General features: G+C 59.3%; 9 protein-coding genes. 4 read left to right on the top strand and 5 right to left on the bottom strand.

Annotated features, from left to right (window positions below; translation table 11 throughout):
• Positions 1 to 362 precede the first annotated feature (362 nt).
• From EKH79_RS16010 to EKH79_RS16000, 3 genes are all read right to left on the bottom strand, one after another.
• Positions 363 to 2,489 (bottom strand): RelA/SpoT family protein, encoded by a 2,127-nt coding sequence (locus EKH79_RS16010; RefSeq protein WP_126674822.1) that lies wholly within the window; start codon positions 2,487 to 2,489, stop codon positions 363 to 365.
• An 87-nt stretch (positions 2,490 to 2,576) separates the two neighbouring features.
• Positions 2,577 to 6,650, bottom strand: coding sequence for an ATP-dependent RNA helicase HrpA (gene hrpA / locus EKH79_RS16005; protein WP_126674821.1), 4,074 nt, complete (start codon positions 6,648 to 6,650; stop codon positions 2,577 to 2,579).
• Positions 6,651 to 6,793: 143 nt separating this feature from the next.
• Positions 6,794 to 9,850 (bottom strand): TonB-dependent receptor domain-containing protein, encoded by a 3,057-nt coding sequence (locus EKH79_RS16000; protein ID WP_233590360.1) that lies wholly within the window; start codon positions 9,848 to 9,850, stop codon positions 6,794 to 6,796.
• Between the two features lie 620 nt (positions 9,851 to 10,470).
• Between EKH79_RS16000 and EKH79_RS15995 the strand changes: the two genes are divergently transcribed.
• From EKH79_RS15995 to EKH79_RS15985, 3 genes are all read left to right on the top strand, one after another.
• Positions 10,471 to 13,089, top strand: a complete 2,619-nt coding sequence (locus EKH79_RS15995) for a glycosyltransferase family 2 protein (RefSeq protein WP_126674819.1) — start codon at positions 10,471 to 10,473, stop codon at positions 13,087 to 13,089.
• Positions 13,090 to 13,333: 244 nt separating this feature from the next.
• A complete protein-coding gene (locus EKH79_RS15990) occupies positions 13,334 to 15,097 on the top strand; it encodes an autotransporter assembly complex protein TamA (protein WP_126674818.1) in 1,764 nt (587 codons plus the stop codon).
• Positions 15,098 to 15,106: 9 nt separating this feature from the next.
• A complete protein-coding gene (locus tag EKH79_RS15985; protein ID WP_126674817.1) occupies positions 15,107 to 18,886 on the top strand; it encodes a translocation/assembly module TamB domain-containing protein in 3,780 nt (1,259 codons plus the stop codon).
• Between the two features lie 10 nt (positions 18,887 to 18,896).
• Here the strand turns inward: EKH79_RS15985 and EKH79_RS15980 are convergent, their stop codons facing one another.
• Complete coding sequence (locus tag EKH79_RS15980) at positions 18,897 to 19,670, bottom strand: DUF899 domain-containing protein (protein ID WP_126674816.1); 774 nt, start codon at positions 19,668 to 19,670, stop codon at positions 18,897 to 18,899.
• Positions 19,671 to 19,691: 21 nt separating this feature from the next.
• Entirely contained in the window at positions 19,692 to 21,158 is a 1,467-nt protein-coding gene (locus EKH79_RS15975) for an MFS transporter (RefSeq protein WP_126674815.1), read from the bottom strand.
• Positions 21,159 to 21,689: 531 nt separating this feature from the next.
• Between EKH79_RS15975 and EKH79_RS15970 the strand changes: the two genes are divergently transcribed.
• Positions 21,690 to 25,043: a GH92 family glycosyl hydrolase gene (locus EKH79_RS15970; protein WP_233590359.1), complete on the top strand. Its 3,354-nt coding sequence runs from the start codon at positions 21,690 to 21,692 to the stop codon at positions 25,041 to 25,043.
• Positions 25,044 to 25,131: the final 88 nt, after the last annotated feature.

Raw genomic sequence — 25,131 nt, 5'->3', positions numbered from 1 at the left:
GAATCGGCAAGGATGCCGATTCCTTTTCGCCAGGGCAGGAAGCCCTGTCGAAAAGCCCGGCCACCTCTCACGGTCTCGAAGGGCGAAGCCCGTAGAGCACCGAATACGGGGTGCCCTTTCTTTGGGTTACTTTTCTTTGGTCACGCAAAGAAAAGTGACTCGGCCGTCGGCAGACGGACGAAACGCCCGCCGCGAAGGCGAGCAACCTAGCGATAGCGCACGACTAAACGATAACGACACTGGATCCCAGCCTTCGCTGGGATGACGGTGAGGAACTGCAATGGCGATGAGGGCCTGCTGGGATAGCAGTGACGCGGGATGACGAGATAAACGCAGTCGTAAGCTGAAAACACTACGCAAAACTAATTACCAGCCCCGATGCGCCTAGCCTCCACCACATTCGGCAACGCCGCCAACCGATCCAACAACGCCGACAACTGCTCAAAATCCCGAACCCGCAACGTATAGCGCATCTCCACCTCTCCAGTCGCCGCAAACAACCGGCTGGACGACGCAATAATCCCGATATTCGCGTTGCTGATCACACCCACTACATCCTTCTGCAATCCCTTGCGGTCATACCCATTGAGCTGAACATTCACCTCATACGCCTGCGCCGCCGCCTGCCCCCAACTCACCTCGATCACCCGATCCGGATCGCGCCGCGCCAACCGTGCAAGACTCACGCAATTGGCGCGGTGCACCGACACACCGCGTGTACGCGTAATAAACCCACGCACCGGATCGCCTGGCAAAGGCTGACAGCAACGCGCCAGCACCGTCAGCAAGTTGCCAACGCCTTCGATGCTGATGGCACTGTGATCGAACACCGTCGGCCGCGCGGTAACCGGCGCAGTCTCCGGCTCAGGCGGCTCCATCGCCTCCTGCATCACGCGCGACACCTGCCCAGGACTGATTTCGCCCAGCGCAAGCGCAATCAACAACTCATCATGCGTTTGCAGATTGAACAAAGCGGGCAGCTTGATCAGATCGGCTTCCGGCATCGCCAGCCGCTTGAGTTCGCGTTCAAACAATGCACGGCCAGCCGCAAGATTGGCCTCATGCGCACTGCGGCGAAACCATGCACGCACCTTGTCGCGCGCACGACTGGTGTTGAGATAACCATGATGCACCGATAGCCAATCGCGGCTGGGTTCGGCAATCTTTGCAGTGAGAATTTCAATGCGATCGCCGCTGTGCGGCTGATGCGTCAACGGCACGATACGGCCATTGACCTTGGCACCGCGACAACGATGCCCCACCTCGGTGTGCACGTGATATGCGAAATCGAGCACCGTCGCGCCATGCGGAAGATCGAACACCTCGCCTTTAGGCGTGAGGACGTAAACGCGATCTTCCAGCAGCTCCGTCTGCAAGTCCGCGGCGAGTTCGCCATCATCATTGCGCGGCTCCAGCAACTTGCGCATCCAGGCGATCTTCGCCTCGAAGTCGGCGTCGCCACCGCCGCCTTCCTTGTAACGCCAATGCGCCGCCACACCCAGCTCGTTGGCGCGATGCATTTCGTGCGTGCGAATCTGCACTTCCAGTGTCTTGCTATGCGGACCGATCACCGCCGTGTGCAATGAACGATAACCGTTGCTTTTGGGCCGTGCCACGTAGTCGTCGAATTCGCCCGGCAAATGCGGCCACAACGCATGGACGATGCCCAGCGCGCCGTAACAGTCGGCCACATTATCGACCAGCACGCGCACCGCGCGAATGTCGTAAAGATCGGAAAACTCGACCGCCTTGCGTTGCATCTTTTTCCAGATGGAGAAGATGTGCTTGGGGCGTCCCGCCAGATCCGCGCGAATATCCGCGGCTTTGAGCGCATCGCCCAGTTCCGTGAGCGTTTCGCGGATAAACACTTCGCGGTCGCCACGACGTTCGTCGAGCAACTTGGCAATGCGCTTGTAGACGTCCGGTTGCAGATAGCGGAACGCCAGGTCTTCCAGCTCCCACTTCAGTTGCCAGATACCGAGCCGATTGGCGAGCGGCGAATGGATATCGCGGGTGAGTCGAGCCAACTCCTGTCGCTCCGTCTCCGGCAGGATGCTTGCCGCACGCATCCGCGCCAGCTGACGCGCGAGCAGAATGAAGACCACGCGCAGGTCGCGGATGATGGCCAGCAGCAGTCGCCGCAAGCCTTCGGAACCGCCTTCGGGCGGACGCTGTGCATGCAGTGCCCATACGCGCTCTGCCGCCATCTGACCCGCGACGAGACGCTGCACATCCTCTTTCAGCAAAGACGCCTGCTGCTCCCACACTAGCGGGTGATGCCGCGCGATCTCGAACCACAACGCCGCTGCCTGCGTCTGCGCATCGCATCCGAGCATCGCCAGCAGATCGAGCACATCGCCGCATTCGCGCTCGTTGACGCCATTCTGCGCGCAGACTGCCAGTACGTCGGATAGCACCGATGGCAGCGTGCCGGCACGAGCCTGCCACGCCGCAAGGTGTCCGGCAGCAGTGGTCGTGGCGTGCACCATCGTTGCGTTGTTCCCATGCGTCACGGCATGCGGATCATGCCGCGTGAGGGGTCAGCATAACGCCAGCCGCGCCGCGCGGGGATAGGTCTAACGGATGGATTCCAAGGCTTTCGCGAGACGCTTGGCGGACACCGGTTCAGGCGTTTTCAGTTCCTGGGCGAACAGCGACACGCGCCACTCTTCGATCAGCCAGCGCAACTCATCCAGACCCGTATCACCTGCAGCGCGATGATTGAGATATTCGCGCCAGTAAGGCAGCACCTGCAGCATGCGTTGCTGGTCGCGCGTGGGATCCTGACGAAGGCGTTCAGCGCGCAGGCGCATCGCTTTCAGGTAACGCGGGAAGTGCGCCAACCGTGCGGTCGACAGCTCCCGGAGAATGCCCGGCGCAAGCAATACGTCAAGTTGTTCTTCCAGATCGTCATAACTGGCGCGCGCAAATCCGAGCAGTGGCGGCTGCAACCACGGTTTCAGTTCGGCCTGGGCCTCGATAATGGGTTCGGCCAACTTCAACCGTTCAATCGCCGAACCGAACAATTCCCGTGCGCTGTGGGTGCGAAGCGCTTCGAACGCAGCGGCGCTGCGCACATTGAGGTGCTGGGTTTCGAGCAGATCGGTAAACCCGCCCTCGACGAGATCGTCGCGCAAACCGTCGATGCTGCCGAGTGGCGCGTATTTCAGCGACAGCGCATTGGCAATTGGCAGACGCCGGCGCGCCTGTTTCACATCGCTGGCCAGCGCATTGCGCAGCAAACGTTCCACGCCCTTCAGATGTGCTGCCAGCGCCTCATCACGACGTTCGAAGACGCGCAGCGCGACGGCTTCACGGAGATCGACCAACGCGGGGAACGCCAGCAATCCGCCGTCGGATCGAACTTGCTCTGGAATTTCTTCGAAGTCCCAGCTGGTGACGTCTTCGCGGGTGAGTTCAATATCGGTCTTGCGCGAGAAAGCCTCGCGCGCCTGCCCTTCCCACTGGCCGCGCAACGCGGCAAGGTCGCGGCCGCTGGCTAGCGTGCGACCCTTTTCATCGTGCAGGCGATAACGCATGGAGAAATGCGGCGACAACTGGATGCCAGCGAAATCATCCGCGCTCACGTCGACGCCAGTCGTGCGTTTCAGGAATGACACCAGCACTTTGACCAGCGACTCGTCGCGCGGCGTTTCCGCTTCGACAAAGGCGCGCGCAAAATCCGGCGCAGGGACAAAGTTGCGGCGAAGCACCTTCGGCAACCCGCGAATCAATTCGGCGACTTTCTCGCCCAGCAAACCCGGCACCAACCACTCGCAGCGTGCAGCGGGCAATGCATTGAGCATGGCCAGCGGCAGATGAAGCGTGACGCCATCGGCATCATCACCAGGAACAAACCGGTATTCCAGCCGATAGCGTTGCGGCGGAACATCCAGCGAGGCAGGAAAGGCTTTAGGGTCCAGACCCGAACCGCCGACCATCACATCGTCGATCGACCAGCGCAAAGCGGCCTGCTCGGCAGGGCGCGCATTGCGATACCACGCGTCCAGCGCGCGCGAACTGGCGATGTCTTGCGGCAATTTTCCACGGAAGAAATCGACCAGATCGTCTTCGTGGCGAATCAGACCTTCGCGACGTTGCCGCGCTTCGATACCTTGCGCATCCTCCAGCACGCGCTGGTTGACGCGGACGAAATCAGCGCGCGTGTCGATATCGCAGCGTGCCAGGGCTTCACGCAGGAAGATGTCGTGAGCCAGCGCCGGATCCTGTTGCTGGAACGTCACGGGCCGACGCTCGACCAATGTCAGGCCGAAGAGGCTGATTTGTTCATACGCCACGACGGTGCCGCGTTTGCGCGACCAATGCGCATCTCGGCACGTCCCACGCAACAGATGCGCGGCTTGCTGCTCGATCCATAGCGGTTCGATGCGTGCACACATCATGCCCCACACGCGTCCGCCGATATCCAGAATCTGCGCGGCAAACACCCAGTTGGGTGGCGTCTTGGCTAACGCTGAGCCGAGAAAGACCTGGAAGCGGCGTTCGCGCGTGCCACGGTAAATGCCCTTTTCGTCTTTGTGTCCGACCTGTGTGGGCAACCCAGCGAGCAGGCTGCGGTGCACTGCTTCGTACAAACGCTCAGCTTCGCCATCGCCCCCTCTCCCCTCCGGGGAGAGGGTTGGGGTGAGGGGTTCGGACTTGCGCGAATGTTTATCAGCGCGGCTCTTAATTGATTCTTTTGCTTGAGCACCTGAGACGCCTCGCGAGACTGCCCCCTCACCCCGACCCTCTCCCCGAGGGGGAGAGGGGGTATTTTCGGCGAGGGTGGAAGTGAAACGCCAGCCAAGCTCCTGCGTCACCAACAACAATTGTCGATGCAGCTCACGCCACTCGCGCATGCGCAGGAAACTCAGGAAGTGACGTGAGCACCAGTCACGCAACTTCGATTGCGTCAGCTCCTCATGCGCGCTGTCGTAGTCGCGCCAGAGGTTCAACACGCCAACGATGTCGGATTTCGGATCGGCAAACACGGCGTGCGCCGCATCTGCCTGCTGCCGCGCATCGGCAGGACGCTCACGTGGGTCCTGAATGCTCAGGAAGGCCACGACGGTCAGCAATTCGCGCAAGCTTCCAAGCGTGTTGGCTTCCACCAGCATGCGCGCGAGCTGCACGTCGATCGGCAAACGCGCCAGCGTGCGGCCGATAACGCTGAGCTGCCGTTTCTCGTCGATGGCGCCGATTTCCGCCAGTCGGCGATAGCCATCCGCCACGACGCGTGTATCAGGCGATTCCAAGAACGGAAACTCATCCACTTCGCCCAACTGCAGCGAGAGCATGCGCAGGATGACGTTCGCGAGCGAGGAGCGGAGCAACTCCGGGTCGGTGTATGCCGGCCGCGCTGCATAATCGGCTTCGTCGTACAGGCGATAGCAGATGCCTGGGCCTACTCGCCCGCATCGGCCTTTGCGCTGATCGGCTGCGGCTTGCGATATCGGCTCGACGTGCAGACGTTCGAGCTGACTGCGCTGGCTGTAACGCTTCACGCGTGCCGTACCGGTATCGATCACGTAGCGAATGCGCGGCACCGTGAGTGACGTCTCCGCCACATTCGTGGCCAGCACAATGTGCCGCTTCGGCCCCGGCTTGAAAACGCGATCCTGATCGGTCGCCGATAGCCGCGCATACAGCGGCAGGATTTCCGTCTCCCGATACTGACGGCGCGACAACATCAGATGCGTATCGCGGATTTCGCGCTCACCAGGCATGAAGATCAGTACATCGCCGCGCGGATCGTCGTGCGTAATTTCATCGAGCACCGCGGCAATGTGCTCGGCGCTCCCTTGCTGCATGTCCGAGGCTCGCTGATTGCGACGCGCAGCGACCTCATCGGTGGAACGCCACCGCACCTCCACCGGATACGCACGGCCTTCGACGGACACCACTGGCGCGCCGCCAAAATGTTCCGCGAAACGCGCGGTATCGATCGTGGCGGAGGTGACGATAATCTTCAGCTCCGGTCGCTTTACCGCCAGACGCTTGAGATAACCGAGCAGAAAATCGATGTTGAGACTGCGCTCGTGCGCTTCGTCGATGATGATCGTGTCGTAGGCCGACAACCACGGGTCGCCTTGCGTCTCCGCCAACAGAATGCCGTCGGTCATGAATTTGATCAGGCTTTGCTCGGAAACCTGATCGGTAAAGCGCACCTGAAAACCGACCTTGTCGCCCAGCTGCGTACCCAGTTCTTCCGCGACGCGACGCGCCACCGAGCGCGCCGCCAGGCGACGCGGCTGCGTGCAACCGATCATGCCCGCTTCGCCGCGGCCGGCGGCAAGGCACAACTTGGGCAGCTGCGTGGTCTTGCCCGAACCGGTCTCGCCGGCAATCACCACGACCTGGTGCTCGCGGATCAGTTTGACGATCTCATCCGCGCGCGCAGTGATGGGCAACGACTCGTCCAGGCGAATCGGCGGTTTGTTTTGCGCACGCAGCTGCCTCCGCGCAGCCGAAGCGGCGATGTCGGCGGCAAGCGCCTGCAGCTTTTTCTCGTCCGGTCGGCGCGACAAGCCGCGCCAGCGGCCCAGCAGCCGTCCGAAATCGCGGCTGGAGACCGAATCCAGCAATTTGCGCAACGAGCGCAGGCGGGCTTCCGGAGAGACGGAGGGGGTGTTGGGTGTCGTATCGCTCATGCAGGCGTACATGATAACTTCTGACTGTCGCCCGCACCTCCACACCCCGGCTCACCGGCGTGCTTCACATGGATAAGTGCTTGCCACTCAAATAATCGAGCGAAAAACGCCCTCCCCTCGATGGGGAGGGCGTTTTGCCCTGATCAATCGAACTTCTGGCTGTAGCGCAGATAGACGAACCGTCCGTAGTCGTAGGACGGGTTGTACGCATACAGCGTATCGGTGTTGATGCTGCTGCCTACTTCGAATCCACCGTAGAAATACGGCGCCACGCGGTTGAACACGTTATTGGCGCCCAGCGAAATCGTCCCGTTCCACGGCGTCTTCCAAGACACCTGCACGTCGTTGAAAGTCACCGATGGGATCTGCGTAACGGGAGTTACGCCAGCGCCCGGCAGATAGTAATTCGGCAAGGTGCAGGGGAACGCCGAATACGCCGGGTTGTAGCAACCTTCCTTCAGCGGCGAGTAGTAACGCAGCGTCCACTGGACGTCGAAGTTCTTGTAGTCCCAGCCAATGGTGAAGTTGGAACGCACGCGCCAATAGGAACTGAAGCCGTTGTTGTACGTAACGGGCACACCTTCGTATTGCTCGGTGTTGTTGTGCGTGTAGTACGTGGACTTCGAGTCCAGAGTGAACTGACCGAAGGAGAACTTCGGTATGGCGTACGACAGATCCACGTCATAACCGGCGACATCCAGGAAGCCCTGATTTTCCTCGCTGGAGAAAAGGCTACTGACCTGATAGTCATCCGCCGCCGTGCGCTGGAACAGAGCGCAATCAGCCGCGATACCTAGCTGATAGCAATTGTTGAGCACTTCGTTCGGGCTGATACTCGAGATCACGTTGCGCACGATGTAATGGAAGTGATCGAGCGTCGCGTTGAAGCCAGTGATATAGCTCGGGCTATAGACGATACCAATCTGCGAACTTTTCGAGGTCTCCGGCCGCAGGTGCGGATTGCCGCCTTCGGTGAATGGTGCATACACCGGCGCGCCGCCCGGTGCCGTGACGGGAATACCCGGCGCTTGTTCCTGCTGGAAGCCGTTGGGGAACTCGTTACCCAGGCCTGCGGCGTTCAATGCGTTCTGATTCAACGCTGGCTGGCCGCCGACACCGTTGGAGCAGTTTCTGGCCACCGTAGAGTTGTAGCGGGCGAGACCATAAACGACGTCGCAGGGATCGTTGTAACCCGGATACGTCGTCGAGACACCGCCGAACAAATCACCCACTGTCGGCGCACGGAAGCCGGTGCCGTAGCTGCCGCGAATCATCACGTCGTCGATCGGCTTCCATGTCAATTTGTATTGACTGTTATTCGTGCCGCCGAAGTTGCTGTAGTGAGAAAAACGGTCGGCAACGTCCAGGCTCAACGATTGCGCCATCGGCAAATCCTTGAGCAGCGGGACATTCACCTCGAGCCACGTTTCGCTGACGTTGTATCCGCCAGCGGTCGCTGCGCCAGCGAGATTGGTGGTCAAGCCTTCCGCGGACGGTACGTCCGGCGTGTCGTAGCCGCTGACGTTGCGATGCGACGCGCCCACCGCAAAGGTCAGATCACCGGCAGGCAATGCGTAGAGATCGCCGCTGAAATCGACCTGCGGTCCTTTTTCGTAGCTGCCGTAATGCTCGTAACCGTTGACGGCGACGTAATTGAGCATCGCCGTGGTGTAGCGGCCCAACGCGTCGAGCGGCACGCAACCGGCAATCACATTACCTGGCGTACCGCACTCGATGCTGCCGTTGGATGCCTGGAACGACGGCCCCAGCGCATTGGCGAGATTGGGCAATGAGAAATTGCCGGTTTCCAGAATGGTGCCTTCGTAACGGGTGTCGTAGTAATAGGCATCCCAGTTGAACAGATGCTCGCCGATACCGAAATTGCCTTCCAGGCCGAGGCTGAAGCGTACGTTTTCGACCTTGTTCGACGACAGGCGCGGTAATTCCTGCACGTAACGTTGAAACGCCAGATCCGTGGGTGTCTGCCCTGGCGCATTGGTCGGGTTGTAATAGCTCTGCGAGGAGAGCTCCATATCGTCGTACTGCGGAAACTGCTGCGAGAACAAGGCGTAGGTGGAAAGCGGAAAGCCCGCCAGCTCATTGGTGCTGCCCTGCTCGTTATAGCTGGCCGTGAAGTTGGCGGTGAGATTCTTATTGATGTCGTAATGTCCCTGCGCGAACAGGTTTTTCATGTTCGTCGAACTGAGCAGGGTGTTGTAAGGATTGACGTTGTAGTAATCGCCCGTGTTGGTGACGAGGCCGTTATTGGCATACGTAGGCTGCTGGAACAGGTGGTAGTCGTTGATGTTGCGCGAATTGCCACCGTTATTCAGAACCCAGATATTTCCGGCTGAATCGAAATACTGGCCCTGCGGCCCCAGCGAACTCCAGCCGTTGAGCGGATAGTTGTTCGTCTCCGGATAAGCGCTGTAGGGGCGATCCCCTGCGCTGATCGAATCCTGCTTCTGGTACTGCGCGGCCAACTCGATCTCGCCGTTGTTGTATTTCTTGCCGAACAGAACACTGTATTGGCCCTGATCGCCATCGCCATGCGGCAGGTACTTGCCGTTATAGACGTCAACTTCGGCGCCGTTGAAATCCTTTTTTGTAACAATGTTCACCACACCGGCAATCGCATCGGAACCATAAATGGCGGAGGCACCGTCGGCCAACACATCGATGTGATCGATGATCGAGACCGGAATCGTGTCGAGATTGGTGAACCCGTCGAACGATGTGCCCACGCGCTTGCCGTCGAGCAGTACCAGCGAGCGCTGCGCGCCCAGGTTACGCAGGTCGATATACGAACCGCCGACGTCCGGACCGGCTTCGTCAGGATCGGATTTGCTGATGTCAGGTGTCGATGCGGACGTGAGGTTCTGCAGAAGCTGGCCGACAGTAGCGAAGCCCTGCTTCTGAATGTCCTGGGAGGTAATGGTGACGACGGGCTGGGCCATTTCCACATCCACACTGCGAATCAGCGAGCCGGTGACGGTCACTGTTTGCAGAACTTTGGGAGCCGGCGCTGGCGCGGGTGCCGCGGTAGTTGTCTGACTAGTCTGTGCAGGTGTTGCCGGTTGTGGCGACGGTCCTGTTTGCTGCGCGACGCTTGTGGTGGTCTGCGCATAGGCGCTTCCCATCACCCCTGCAAACGTGCCGCAAATTAATACACACAACAGCTTTTTCCGCTGGATCTTCATCATTAACTCCCCTCGTAAGTTTCACGCAAGAATTAATTAACGCCTGCGTGTATTCGATTCCTCTCGAATGCAGAGAGAAAAACACGTTCCCCTGTTTTTTGAAGATAGCGACAACTGCTAATGGCGTGTAGTGCCAATTGATAAAAATTTGATGCATGCGCTCATCTGCTTGTGATGAAAAAACGCAATAAAAAAATGTAATGGAATAAGTATGCATAACTGATTGCATACGTAGCCCTTGGTAAAAAACAAAATCGCACGAAAAAGCGTTATCGCTTTTTTAGTGATTGTTTTGATAATCCCGTTATCACTGTCGACGTTGGTTTGTGACACCACATCAGTACGACGAACAAGACGAAAACAAATCGACAGCCAGGCGTATGTCGCGTGGGCGTTGTTCGGGCGAAGGGCCGCGCGCAGGCAGGACGATTCGACGCACACGCGATGGCCCGCTTTCACGTAAATTAGGCCCACAGCCCGTTAGACCCATTCGTTGGGTCCCGGGCAGGCCTGACCTTGGGCTGACCGCTTTTGACGCAATTTATTGAGCCAACCGCCGTCAATTGGTTAAGCTCCCCGGGCTTCATGCGCCTCGAAAAGAGGCACCCACGGGGATTTTCTTGAGCGCCAGACCCAACCAATCACAATCCGGACTATCGTTCTTCACGGCCGTTCTGCTGGCGCTGGTGGTAGCCGCGTTGAATATCGGCCTGTGGTGGTGGGCCAACCGGCCGCACGGCCCGGAAGACTGGCATGGCCAGATCAACGGCATCTCCGTATCGCTGTTCCAGCGCTACCAGAACCCCTTCAAGCAGGATTACCCGACCGACGACCAGGTCGACAGCGACCTGAAGCTGCTGCGTCAGTACACCCCCCGGATCCGCACCTACGCGACTACCGAGACCCCGCAGGTCTATCGCCTGGCCCAGAAAGAGGGGCTGAAAGTGATGGCCGGCGCCCAGATCGACACCCGTCTGGACAATAACGAGAAGGAGCTGGATGCGCTGATCGCTCTCTCCCAGCGCTATCCGAACACCATCGAGCGGGTGATCGTCGGCAACGAAGTGCTGTTCCGCAACGACATCAGCCTGGACAAGATGATCACGTACCTGGATCGGGCCAGGGCGCATATCCGCCAGCCGGTATCGATCGCCGAACCGGACTACATCTGGCTGAAGTACCCGGAGCTGGCCGATCACGTGGATTTCATCACGATCCACCTGTTCCCATTCTGGAATGGCATCCCCGTATCGAGCGATCCGGCGAAGTCCAGCGCGTTCCTGGCTGCGCAAGGCGCCTATCGAACGCTTCAAGAGCGCTTCCCCAACAAACACATTGTGGTCGGCGAGATCGGCTGGCCTTCCAACGGCGATCGCCGCGAGCGCGCCTACCCGTCGATTTCCAACGAAGCAATCTTCGATCGCGAGTGGCTGCTCTGGGCGAAAAAGAACAACGTCGACTACTTCCTGTTCGAAGCTTTCGACCAACCCTGGAAGGAAAACCTCGGCGAAGGCCGCACGGGCGCCTACTGGGGCATCTTCAATGCCGATCGTCAGCCGAAATTCCCGTTCACCGGACCGGTGACGGAAGACACCGGCTGGCCGTGGAAAGCCTTGGCGGCGAGCTTGCTGGCCATCCTCCCGATGATCTGGTTCAGCTATCGCTACAACCGTTTCAAGCTCACCGGCCGGCTGTTCTTCGACGTTCTGATCCAGCTCGCCTGCGGCCTGATCGTCTGGTCGGTCACGCTGCCTTTCAATTTCTATCTGGACTGGGTCGACTGGAGCATGCTGGTGCTTCTGTTCCCCGCGCAGGTCGCCATCCTGGCGATCCTGCTGATCAACGGTTTCGAGTTCACCGAAGTGCTTTGGCGGCGCAAGTGGATTCGCCACGCCGGTTTGCTGCCGCCTGATCCGGTCGAGAAACAGCCGTTCGTGTCCATCCACTTGGCTTGCTACAACGAGCCGCCGGAGATGGTCTTCGTCACGCTCGATTCGCTGGCGGCACTCGATTACCAGAATTACGAAGTGCTGGTGATCGACAACAACACCAAAGATCCGGCGATCTGGCAGCCGGTGCAGGAATATTGCGAGAAGCTCGGTTCGCGCTTCCGCTTCTTCCATCTGGAACCGTGGCCGGGCTTCAAGGCCGGCGCGCTGAACTTTGGCCTGAAGGAAACCAGTCCCAAGGCGGATGTGGTCGCGGTGATCGACGCCGACTATGTCGTGCGTGCCGATTGGCTGGCCGCGCTCACCGGCTACTTCCACGATCCGAAGGTCGCGGTCGTGCAATGCCCGCAGGCGCATCGCGATTTTGAGCACAACCGCTTCCGCCGCATGACCGCGTGGGAATACGACGGCTTCTTCCGCATCGGCATGCATCATCGCAATGAACGCAACGCGATCATCCAGCACGGCACGATGACGATGGTGCGCCGATCCGCACTGGAAGGCACCGGCGGCTGGTCGGAATGGACGATCTGCGAAGACGCCGAACTGGGCCTGCGGCTGATGCACGCCGGCTACGAACTCGTCTATGTCGACGAACTGATGGGCAAGGGCCTCACGCCCGCCGACTTCAAGGCCTACAAGAGCCAGCGTTATCGCTGGGCGTTCGGCGCCATGCAGATTCTCAAGGGCCGCTGGAGCTGGATGACGAAGAAAGGTCCGCTCACCGGCGGCCAGCGCTTCCACTTCCTCACCGGCTGGTTCAGCTGGTTCGCCGACGCGCTGCATTTGATCTTCACGCTGATGGCGATCTTCTGGACGGCGGGCATGGTCGGGCTGCCGCAGATATTCAGCCTGCCGATGCAGCTGTTCCTGATTCCCGTCATCGGCTTCTTCTTCGCCAAGGCGCTGTTCGGCTTCGTGCTGTACCGCGCCCGCGTGCCATGCGGCTGGTATGACACCTTCATGGCATCGCTCGCCAGCATGGGTCTGAGCCATGCGATTGCGCGCGGCATTCTTCATGGTCTGACGCGCGAAAAGACATCCTTCGTGGTGACCGCCAAGAGCCGGCGCCTAGGTGGCAGCAACTTTGCGGCGTTCGCACCGGTACGCGAGGAAATGCTGATGCTCTGCGCGCTGGCACTGTGCGTCATCGGCATGTCGATGAGTACCATCTCGCATTACACGGAAGGCAGATTGTGGATCTTCATCCTGTCTGCGCAGGCGATTCCGTACATCTCTGCATTGATCGGCGCATGGATTGCTCACAGCGCGGGTGACAAGGCCGGCTGATGCCAACAATTGCCACAGCTCGCTCCCTCTCCCCTCTGGGGAGAGGGCCGGAGTGAGGGGCCACTCTCGCGAGGAGGTCAGCTTCACCACAAGAGCCGCCCCTCACCTCAATCCTCTCCCCGAAGGGGAGAGGAAGCGAGGGCAAAAGGCGCGCTATTAAATAAGAATTGGCTTAATGCGCGATCCATCTGCAACTGGCTAAGCTGCCACTTGCGATGCTGTGACAAGGATGGAACCCTGAGGCATGCGCCGGATTCGACGCCGCCACATTCTGCTTCTGCTGTTGCTGATTCCGGGATTGAGTCATGCCGGGGTGCAACTGATTGTGGACGGCGTGGACGATCCGCTGAAAGCCGCCGTCATCGCCGGCGTCAGCCTTTCCCAATACGCCAATCGCGATGTGAGCGAGGCCCAGGTGCATCGCCTCTACGAAAAGGCCGACGCTCAAGTCGCCACCGCGCTGCAACCGTATGGTTACTACGACGCGCATGCAACCGGAAAGCTCGAACAATCCGGCAAGGACTGGAAGGTGACTTTGCACGTAGTGCCGGGCGATCCGGTCAACGTGACGTCGGTCGATATCAAGCTCGACGCCTCCGCCGCAAAACTCGCGCCCATTCGTTCGGCGCGTCGCGCGATCGACAAGCTCAAGGGTGAACGTCTCGACGATGCAGCCTACGACTCGGCGCGCGACGGATTGAGCGGCGCGCTCACCGCGAATGGCTATCTCGATGCACGCATGACCGTGCATCGCGTGGAAGTGAATCGCAGCGAGCACAGCGCCACCATTCATCTGGCTTGGGAAGTCGGCCGCCGCTACCGCTACGGACACATCCACTTCGAAGGTTCGCAATTCCAGGAAGGGTTTCTCGATCGCTATGTGCCATTCAAGCCGGACGATTATTTCGATCAGGCGCAACTGCTGAAGCTGCAGCAGACATTGAGTGGCGCCGACTATTTCTCCGTCGTCAACGTGGTTCCGCAAATCGATACCGCCAAGAATGGCATCGTCGATGTCGACGTGGAACTCTCACCCGCCAAACGCACCATTTACACCGCGGGCCTGTTCGTCGGTACCGATACTGGTATTGGTGTGCGCGGCGGTGTCGAACAGCGCTGGGTAAACAAGTACGGCCACAAATGGAAGAACGATGTTGTCCTGGCACAACGTCTGAAGATGGTGTCGACGCAATACACCATTCCGCTGCCGGGTGATAACCAGCGCAGCCTGAACTTCGGCGCCACGTATCGCGATTCCGACACCGTGACGTCGCAATCGCGCACGCTCGAACTGATCGCGAACGAAAGCGAGCTTTGGCATGACTGGGTGCGCACGGTAGGCGTGCACGCACTCACCGGCACATTCGACGTCGGCAAGACACCCGACGAACCCGAAAGCACACCAGGCGTGGAACATGGCAGCAGCACGCTCGTTTATGCCGAGGGTTCGCTTGCGCGCAAACAGGCCGATAACTTCGATTTCGTTCGTCGCGGCTGGTCCGTCAGCATCGATGCAAAGAGCACCGCTGGCGACCTCCTTTCGTCCGCGAGCTTCAGCCAGATTACCGTCGATGGAAAATGGATACGCGCGTTCTGGCGCAACAACCGGCTGATTCTGCGCGGCACGATCGGACACACCTGGACCGACGATTTCGACGCGCTGCCGCCGCAGTTGCGTTTCTTCGCGGGTGGCGATCAATCCATTCGCGGCTATCCGTTCCAGGCGATCGGCCCTGAAAACAGCTTTGGCCGTGTGATCGGCGGCCACAACCTGGCCATTGCCAGCGCCACCGTGGAGCACTACTTCACGCCGCGTTGGGGCATCGCGACCTTCGTTGATGCCGGTAACGCTTTCGACGGCACCAGTGTGCAAGCAAAAATCGGTACCGGCGTCGGTGTACGCTGGCGCTCACCGGTTGGCATGATCCGGCTCGACGTCGGCACGCCGATCAACGATGCACAACGCCATGGTGTCGAGTTGCACCTGGTCATCGGGCCGGATCTGTGAGGCCATGACGTGAATACCGCATCCCAGCCCACTCCCCGTCCGCGCCGTCGCTGGCTTCGTTTATTCGGCATCACTGTGTTGCTTGTCGTCATCGTGCTGACGAGCAGCATCGGCTGGTTGTTGTGCACGGCGTCTGGCCTGCGCTTTGCACTGGAACGTGCGCAAGGTTTCACGAACGGCGCGCTGCAGGTGCAGAACGCGCAGGGGCGCCTGATTGGCCCGCTGCAAGTAGGCAGCGTGCGCTATGACGATGGCGAAGGAACGCATGTCACGGTGACGAACGCGGACATCGACTGGCACATCGCAGCCCTACTCTACAAACGTCTGCACGTCATCAGCCTCAACGTCGACCGTGTAGACGTTGCACTACCTAAGTCCAAGGAAGAATCTTCTTCCAATAGCTTTTCGTTGAAACCTCCCATCGAGATGGTGCTGGATCGCGCGCACGTCGGCCCGGTGAACATCACGCAGGACAGCAAACCAGTATTCGCCTCCGACCAGCTCGATCTGGCCGGCCGCTGGACGAACGACGGCATCAGTGTCGATCGCTTGGCACTGCGTGCACCCGAAGGCAACGTCCATGTGGATGGCCAGCTCGGTATCGGCAAGCGTTATCGAGGAAAAGGCCACGCCGTGGCGTCGTGGAAGATCGGCGACAACGAATATGCCGGCACCATTGATGCGCAAGGCAATGGACGCAAGGCGCAACTGCAAGTCGCCCTGACGCAACCCATGCTCGCGCAACTGCAGCTTGAGATGGATCAGCGCAAGAACAATGCGTGGACGGGCAAACTCGACCTTCCCGCGTTCGATCCGAAACCATTGATCGGCGACAGTTCGATTTCGCGTCTCGCGGCAAACCTGCAAGGCAGCGGCGATCAGTACGGCGGCACCATCACCGGCGCCGTCGATCTCAACGACTATCACCTGTTGCTGCAACCGCTTGAGGGCCAGTTCGACGAGGACTTCAAGACGCTCACGCTGAAACAACTTCAGCTCGCTTCGCCGCAGATAAAAGGTCAGGTGACCGCCAGCGGTACCATTCAGCTCGACGCGCACCCCGTAAGCGCCGATCTCGCTGTCGGCTGGAAAAACCTGGAATTACCCGCCGATCTGGTTGGCCAGGTGCTGGATAGTCAGGGCCAGATCACCGCAAAAGGAAGCGTCGATCAGTATCACGCCGAAGGCGATGTCACCATCGGTCCGCCGGGCAAACCGGCGAAGCTCGCGTTGAATCTTGACGGCACACCGAAGCAGATCCAGCTGCACACGCTCAGCTTGTTGCAGCCGCAAGGTCAGCTAACCGCCAACGGCACGCTCACTCTGCAGCCGGATCTCGCGTGGCAATTCCAGGCGACTGCGAGCAAATTCGATCCAGGTCAGTTGTTCGTCGACTGGCCCGGTTCGCTCGATGCCGACTTCGGTACGCAAGGCACGCTCATCAAGAATAGCCCCAACGTCACGCTCGATTTGCGCAAACTCGAGGGCACCCTGCGGCAACGCCGTTTGCATGGTGTGGGCCATCTGCATCTGTCGCCCAATGATGTGCTCGACGGCACCTTGGAACTCGCCTCCGGCAACAGCACCGTGAAAGTGCTAGCGCGACCGGGTGATACGAACAACGCGGATGTGACGCTTGCCATCGCATCGTTGAACGATTGGTTGCCGCAATCCGGCGGTCAATTGAATGGCCAGTTTCATGTGCGTGGAAAGCTTCCGAAGCTGGCCATCAACGGTACGCTGCAAGGGCAAGCCATCGCATGGGAACAGCAAACCATTCAGCGTCTGAATTTGCAGGCTGATATTCCCGATATCAGCAATCCCGGTGGCAAACTTGCCATTGACGCCTACGGCGCCGACATCGGCGGCCTCGCTTTCCACCAGATCGATGTAAATGGTCATGGCACGTCCGCGCAGCATCAGCTGACGTTGAATGCGCAAGGCCAGCAGCTTTCCACCGCGCTGACACTCAATGGTTCGCTGAAAGGCCCGAACTGGAACGGCACGCTTTCTGCGCTCACGCTCGATGTGCCTGGGTTGCCACGCTGGCATCTACAGCAGCCGACGCGGCTTGCATGGAATAACGGCAGCGCGAATGTCGGTGATCTTTGCCTGACTGCAGGCGAGCCGTCGCTGTGCGTCAACGGCAATTACGACAAGAGCGGCAATCTCGACGCCAGTTATCGCCTGCACGCCGTGCCACTCACACTGGTGATGGATGCGTTGGGTAGCGCAAATATGCCAGTCAGCGCCGAAGGCGTGCTCGAGGGCAACGGAAAAATCCATCGCAATGCCGCAGGCAGTCTGACGGGCAATGCAAGCATTACCTCATCGCAAGGCCGCGTCTTCTATAACGAACACCCCGATCAACCTGCGCTCACGTACAACAACCTATCGCTCAACGCCACGCTCGCGCCTGGAAACCAGCAGGCGACACTTCATGCCGTGGTCGATGGCAGCGGCTATGTGAATGGACAGGCATCCATCACCGGTGCGCAGCAGGTGCTGAACGGCCAGATCGGCATGCATCTGGACAAGCTCGACGTCATTGATCTGTTCACCGATTCACTGGCGAACGTCAAAGGCAAGCTTGACGGCAACTTCAAACTCGGCGGCACGTTGAACGAACCCGACATCACCGGGCTGGCCAGCGTCGACAGCTTCGCCGCCGAAGTTCCCGATGCAGGATTGAAACTCACAAACGGCCGATTGACAGTCAGTGCCGCCGACACACATCAGTTGCGCATCAACGGTACGGTGCAATCCGGTAAAGGATCGCTGGCGATTGAAGGTATCGCGGGGCTCGATGCGCAAACACCGACCACGATCACCTTCAAGGGCACCCAGTTCACGGCAGTCGATATTCCTGCCGCGAAAGTCGTCGTCTCGCCAGATGTACTCGTGCGACGCGATACGCAAGGCATCAACGCCACCGGCAGCGTGTCGATGGACAGCGCTGACGTGAATCTCGACAAGTTGCCGGGCAATGGCGTGAACAAGGCGTCATCGGACATCGTGATCGTCGATCAACCGCAGCAACCGGCCAACGAAGGCGGCATGCCTATCAATGCGTCGATCAAGGTCGATCTTGGACAGCACGCGCATCTTGTCGGCATGGGTCTGGACGGCCGATTGAGCGGCGTGATCACGGTGAACGAACGGCCCGGCCGTGAAACCACCGGTCAAGGCCAAGTGAGCGTCGACGGTACCTACAAAGCCTACGGCCAGAACCTGCAAATCCAGCATGGCTTGCTGTTGTTCGCCAGCTCGCCGATCAGCAATCCCGGCCTCAATATCCGGGCCATGCGCAGCCTTACGCCGAATGCCACGATCGATGAAGGTCAGCAAGTCGGGCTGCTCATCTCTGGCACGGCGCAGCGGCCAGTCGTCACCGTGTTTTCCAACCCGGCGATGGATCAATCCGACGCGCTGTCCTATCTGGTGACGGGCAAGCCGATTTCGCAGGTGAAAGGCGGCGAAGGCAACATGGTGACGACGGCGGCACAGGCGCTAGGATCGGCGACCGGCAATTACCTGGCAAAGAGTGTCGGCAGCAAACTCGGCATCAGCGACATTGGCGTATCGAGCAGCGATGCATTGAACGGCAGCTCGGCATTCACCGTCGGCAAATACCTTTCGCCGCGGCTGTATCTCAGCTACGGCATCGGCCTTTTCGAGCCCGGACAGGTGATCACGCTGCGTTATCGCCTGAGCAAGCGCTGGAGTTTCGAGGCGCAGAACGCTACCGACTTTAACCGCGCCAGCCTCAACTATCGCATCGAGAAATAACCGCGCAGCGTTACCGCTTGTGCATGGAACAGCCGCAGCCCTCGTCGTGATAACGCCCGGTAGGTTCCACGGTGCCCTGCTTGCCGTATTTGTCGTGCGGCCGGACCCAGTCGCCCAATGCGTGGTGCGGGCCGTGTTCCGCCCTGCCCTTGGGACTGACATCCAGGAACGGATAGATTCCCAGAAATAGTTCGCACCCGCGCCCGAAGGCAGCGTAGGTGAGAAAAATCTCGCCCTTCTCGTTCTTGTAGAAAACACTGTCACCCGATAGATCTTCCATCGGCGGATCGATGTCGCGGAAGTTATACGATGCCTTCTTTGCCTGAACCTGTTCCGGCGTGTACGACACGTTGAAGTCGTAATTGAAATCGCTGTGATACGAAGACACAAATGGAAAACGCCAGCCCATTCGCTTGCGCAGCGCTTCGATTTCTTCGATAGGTGCACGCGCGATCGCGACATAGGAAAGATCGTGATTCTGAAGATGCACCAACGTGCCCTCCACGTGATCGACTTCCAGCGCGCAGCCCACGCAATGATGCTGCTGCCCTGGACCGAGCATGTAATGCTTGACGAAGAGCTGGCTCCGTCCGTCAAAAAGATCCGATAGCGACAGCTTTCCGGTCGGACTATCGAACTGATAATCCTTGTCGATCTTGAGCCACGGAAGCGCGCGCCGCTCGGCGTTGAGCTGATCGTTCAGCCGCATATGCGCCTTTTCCTTCGCCACCAGAGCCCGGCGCGCTTCCAGCCATGCTTCACGCGATACGACTTCATGTTCCATGACGATCTCCGATGAAACGTTTCAATGTGCCGCAACCGGTTGTTCGCCGGCTGGTGTCTGCGCGATGCGCAACAACGCCGCACCGATCAGCGCTGCCAACGCGGCAAAACACGCGCCCACCAAAAATGCAGATTGATAACCGGATGCCAGCGCAAACGTCTGCGTACGCCCTGCCGCAAGCAACGCTTGGGATCGCGATGCGGCGAGACTGGCGAGCACGGCAAGTCCAAGTGGGCCGCCCAGCATGAAAGCGGTGTTGACCATTCCGGACGCCAGGCCCGATTCGCTCGGGGCCACATCATTCATCGCGGCCAGCAACATCGGATTGAACGCAATGCCTGCACCAAGTCCCAGCATCACCATGCCCGGAAAAATGTCAGGCAGAAAATGTCCGTTTTCCGGTGCATGCGAGAACAAAAGCAAACCGCATGCGGCGAAAACAAGACCCCATGCCAGGGGACGGCGAATGCCAAAGCGCATCACCAGCTTCGCCGACAGGCCGAGCGAAAACGCAGCCATGATGATGTTGGCGGGCAAAAATGCGAGCCCGACTTCCATCGGGCTGTATCCGAGCACCAGCTGCATGTACAAAGCCGAGAGAAAAAACCACGCGAACATCGACGCCGCCCACAACACGGCAGTGATATTGGCAACCGCCAGATTGCGCAGGCGGAACAGACGCAGCGGCATCAGCGGCACACGCACGCGCGTTTCGATCCAGAAAAACAACATCAGTATCAGCACCGCTACAGCGAGTTGCCCTAGCGTGCGTGACGATGTCCACCCCATCTGGTTGCCGTTGATGATGGCGTATACCGCCAATAGCATGGCCGTCGTCACCGTCACCGCACCCCATACATCCAGATGCCGCGACCCCGACGTCCCATGTGCTGCGGGCAACAAGCGTAACGACAGCGCCATGACGATGATGCCGATGGGCAGATTTACCAGGAATATCCAGTGCCAACTCAAACTACTGGTCAGCACGCCGCCAAGCATCGCACCAATGCTGCCACCGCCGGCACACACGAAACCGTAGATGCCCATCGCTTTCGCGCGATCGGCGGGTTCCGTAAACAGGTCCATGATTAACGACAACCCGACCGCGCTGACGACGGCGCCGCCGAGTCCTTGCACGCTGCGCGCAACGACCAGTTCGAGCTGTGTCGTCGAGAGGCCGCATGCGAGCGATGCCAAGGTAAAAAACACGATCCCGTACAAAAACAGTTTTCGATGGCCGTACAGATCGCCAAGCCGTCCACCCAGTAAAAGAAAACCTCCATACGTCAGCATGTAGGCATTCACGACCCACGCCAGCGCCGTATCGGTAAACAGCAGATCCGTTTTGATCGACGGCAGTGCCACGTTCACGATGGTCGTGTCCAGCACGATCATCAGTACGCCAAGGCATAGCACCATTAACGCCCACCAGCGACGATCCGAATGTTCCGGCGTGCGTGAAGCTGAGTCGGTGGAAGATGCCGTCATGATTTCTCCTGAAAGTTGTTACGGCCGCGAACCCGGCCGGCTGCCTTTGTAACAGCGTCGAACGAGTCGATCCGAAATCGACATGTTGAACCGGGTGCTTCCGGTCATGCTACTTAGCTTTCCATAAGATGCGACAAGCGAGCTTGCCCCCTCTCCCCTCCGGGGAGAGGGCTGGGGTGAGGGGCAATTCTTGCGCAAAGGCATCATGTTGCAGGGAAATCCGTCGCGGAATCTGTTTGCAAAGATGGTGCTCTGTGCAAGCGGCGCCCCCTCACCCCAACCCTCTCCCCGAAGGGGAGAGGGAGTATCTGCGGCGGCATCGGACCATCTTCGCTAGGGATGAAGCCGGCGCCAAAAATTATGGAAAGATCAATAGACCATACAGCGTTAGCGCCCTGCGACGGCGTTGCTGCGCTGCGGTTTGACACACACGATTTAGATCGATTTAAATCCGATCTTCAGTGCGTTCCGGCCGAGCGTTTCCGTACGGCCTTATAGGGGTGACAGATGCTCAAGGCGCCAGAATCTTTCGTGACACGTCGTCGGCAATCGCTCGCGGTTTTCGCTTTGGCATTTTTTACGACGTTGGCATGTGCCGGTCCGAACAACGACGTTTTCTACAGCTCCTTCGAAACTGGCCAGCCCTCGCCTATCGCGAGTCCGCCAAATGCCGCATTCGGTGTGCAGGTTGCTGGTGGGCCCGCCGCGCAGGATGCTTACAGCGCGAAACCGGGTATGGGATTCACCGGACTTCATTCGCTGCATTACTTCGGCAACGCTGGCGGCAAGCAGGAAGCCGCCATTTTCGACGTCGACGTGCCAGTCAGCGCGAACACGCAGCTTTCATATCTGTTGTTTCCCTGCATCGTTGCTGACGATCTGCACGACCCGTCAACCTATGTCGCGGTCGATCTGATCTTCGACGACGGCACGCGTTTTTCCGCACACGCTGCGCAAGATCAGCATCGCATCGCTGCGGATGCACACGCGCAAGGCGAAAGCCGCACGCTGTATGTGAATCAGTGGAACAGGCTGGCGATCGATGTGGGCCATGTCGCAGCTGGGCGCCGTATTCGTCACATCGTGCTGGTGCATAACGGGCCCGCCGCACACTTCGAAGGATTCCTGGACGACCTGCGGGTTGGCCCCGCAGCGGAAAGCGTGTCCGATCAGCATCCCAGCGATCTGGTGGAAACGCGTCGCGGCACCAATTCCAACATGGTGTTCTCGCGCGGAAACACCTTTCCTGCGCTGGTGTTACCGCACGGCTTCAATTTCTGGACGCCGGTGACGGATGCGAGCTCCGACTGGATGTACCAGTATCAGGATCGTAACGACGCCAACAATCGCCCGCGCCTGGAAGCCTTTTCGCTCTCTCACGAGCCCAGCCCCTGGATGGGTGACCGTCAGACCTTCCAGATGATGCCGGCGGCCGTTGCCTCGGGCGCGCCGAATGCGAATCGCGAAGCACGTGCATTGAGCTTCACTCATGACAACGAGGTTGCCCACGCGCATTACTACAAAGTGACGTTCGACAACGGCATTGTTGGCGAGATGACGCCCACCGATCACGCCGCAGCGTTCCGTTTCACCTTTCCCGGCAATCGCGGACAGCTGATTTTTGACAACGTCACGAACGATGCTGGCATCACGCTCGATCCTTCGCATCGCAGCTTCAGCGGCTACTCCGATGTAAAGAGCGTGCTTTCGACGGGAGCCACGCGCCTCTTCTTCTACGCGACGGTGGAGCAGCCGGTAAGCGAAAGCGGCAAGTTGACGGGCGAGAATCGCGACAACGTTACCGCATGGTTTGGCTTCGACACGTCGAAGACAAAAACGGTAAATGTGCACATCGCCACATCGCTGATAAGTCTGGACCAGGCCAAGCACAACCTTGCGCTGGAAATCGGTCCGAACGAAAGCTTCGACGATGTGCGCAACGCAGCGCAGAAGATTTGGGACAAGCAGCTTGGCATCGTCCATGTGCAAGGCGCCAGCCAAGGCGAGCTTGTCACGCTTTACTCGAGCCTTTATCGCTTGACGATGTATCCCAACTCGGCCTACGAGAATACGGGTACGGCGACGAAACCCGTCTATCGCTACGCAAGCCCGTTCTCTGCCGAAGTAGGCAAAGACACGCCAACGCAAACTGGCGCACGCATCGTCGACGGCAAAGTGTTCGTCAACAATGGTTTCTGGGATACCTACCGCACTGCATGGCCGGCCTATAGCTTGTTGATGCCGCAGCAGGCGGGCACGATGATCGATGGCTTCGTGCAGGAATATCGCGATGGCGGCTGGATCGCGCGCTGGTCCTCGCCGGGCTATGCCGACTTGATGGTAGGCACCAGCGCAGATGTCGCTTTTGCCGACGCGTGGCTCAAGGGCGTGCACAACTTCGATGTGCGCTCGTTCTACCAGGCTGCGTTGAAAGACGCCACGGTGGTAAGTCCCTTGATGGGCACCGGCCGTAAGGGTTTGCAGCGCTCGATCTTCAACGGCTACACCGACAAGGACACCAAGGAAGGTCTGTCGTGGTCGATGGACGGCTATATCGCCGATTTTGCCATAGGCAACCTTGCACGCGCGCTTGGCGAGCAACACACCGGAGCTGACGCTTATCAGTCGCAATATGCCGAAGATGCGACCTACTTCGACAATCGCGCACTGAATTACGTCAATCTTTTCAACCCGGATATCGGCTTCTTCGTTGGCCGCGATGCGCAAGGAAACTGGCGCTACACCAAGCAGAACTTCGATCCGTTCCAGTGGGGCGACGATTACACCGAGACGGATGCATGGAATATGGCATTCCACGCGCCGCAAGATGGCGCTGGGCTAGCGGCACTTTATGGTGGCCGCGACGCGCTTGCCGCCAAGCTGGATCAGTTCTTCGCCACGCCAGGCATCTATCACGTTGGCAATTACGGCAAGCCGATCCATGAAATGCGTGAAGCACAGGCTGTGCGCATGGGGCAGTACGGCCATAGCAATCAGCCATCGCATCACATCATCTACATGTACGACTACACCGGTGAGCCGTGGAAAGCACAGGACAAAGTGCGCGATGTATTGGCACGACTTTCCGTCGGCAGTTCCATCGGCCAAGGCTACGTGGGCGATGAAGACAACGGCGAAATGTCAGGCTGGTGGCTGTTCAGCGCGGCGGGGTTTTATCCCTTGCGCATGGGCACGCCGGAATACGTGATCGGCGCACCGTACTTTCCACATATGGACATCACGTTGGAAAACGGCAAACACATCGTCGTCAATGCGCCGAATGTGAGCGATAGCAATCGCTACATCCAGAGCGTGCGTGTGAATGGTCAGCCCTGGAACAAAGTCACACTGCCGCATGCCTTGCTTGCAAACGGCGCTACGCTGGACTTCACCATGGGCCCAGCGCCATCAAAGTGGGGTAGCAGCGAGGACGCATTACCGCCTTCGCTGACAACGCAAGGCAAGCCATCACCCATGCGCGATCTCGTGGGCAAAGACGACGGACAAGCGGCCAGCGATCCAGCCATGCCCGACCTCGCCAATCTGTTCGATCATACGAGCGACACCGAGGCACAGTTGCCAGGCGCGCATCCCATCGTGAGCTGGCACTTCTCGCAGCCTCACGCCATTGCGATGTATACGCTCACCTCGCCGATTCATGCGGCGGCGCCATCGAATTGGAAGCTCGAAGCCTCGGACGATGGTCAGCACTGGTCGACACTTGATGCCAGGGATCACCAGCGCTTCCCGTGGCCGCGCCAGACGCGTGTCTTTGGCGTCCGGCAGCCCGCAAAGCACGCCTACTACCGGATCGCTTTCGACGATGCTGCATCAGCACACGCAGCACTGGCTGAGATCGAACTGATCGGCCCGACAACACAGTAAGGGGCGTCGCCTCGTCACTTCCTGGTGAAGGTGACGAGGCAGTCGCATAGCCCGAAAGTCATGCACACAAGCGCGTCATGGCGCACTA

It is taken from the genome of Dyella dinghuensis (genome assembly GCF_003977615.1).
In the GTDB taxonomy this organism is placed as follows: domain Bacteria; phylum Pseudomonadota; class Gammaproteobacteria; order Xanthomonadales; family Rhodanobacteraceae; genus Dyella_B; species Dyella_B dinghuensis.
Note: the sequence above shows the minus strand (reverse complement) of the source record. Positions and strands in the feature narration are given on the sequence as shown.

Coding starts and splice junctions, on each gene's coding strand:
- EKH79_RS16010 (WP_126674822.1), bottom strand. CDS start 2,489: ATGGTGCACGCCACGACCACTGCTGCCGGACACCTTGCGGCGTGGCAG.
- hrpA (WP_126674821.1), bottom strand. CDS start 6,650: ATGAGCGATACGACACCCAACACCCCCTCCGTCTCTCCGGAAGCCCGC.
- EKH79_RS16000 (WP_233590360.1), bottom strand. CDS start 9,850: ATGAAGATCCAGCGGAAAAAGCTGTTGTGTGTATTAATTTGCGGCACG.
- EKH79_RS15990 (WP_126674818.1), top strand. CDS start 13,334: ATGCGCCGGATTCGACGCCGCCACATTCTGCTTCTGCTGTTGCTGATT.
- EKH79_RS15980 (WP_126674816.1), bottom strand. CDS start 19,670: ATGGAACATGAAGTCGTATCGCGTGAAGCATGGCTGGAAGCGCGCCGG.
- EKH79_RS15975 (WP_126674815.1), bottom strand. CDS start 21,158: ATGACGGCATCTTCCACCGACTCAGCTTCACGCACGCCGGAACATTCG.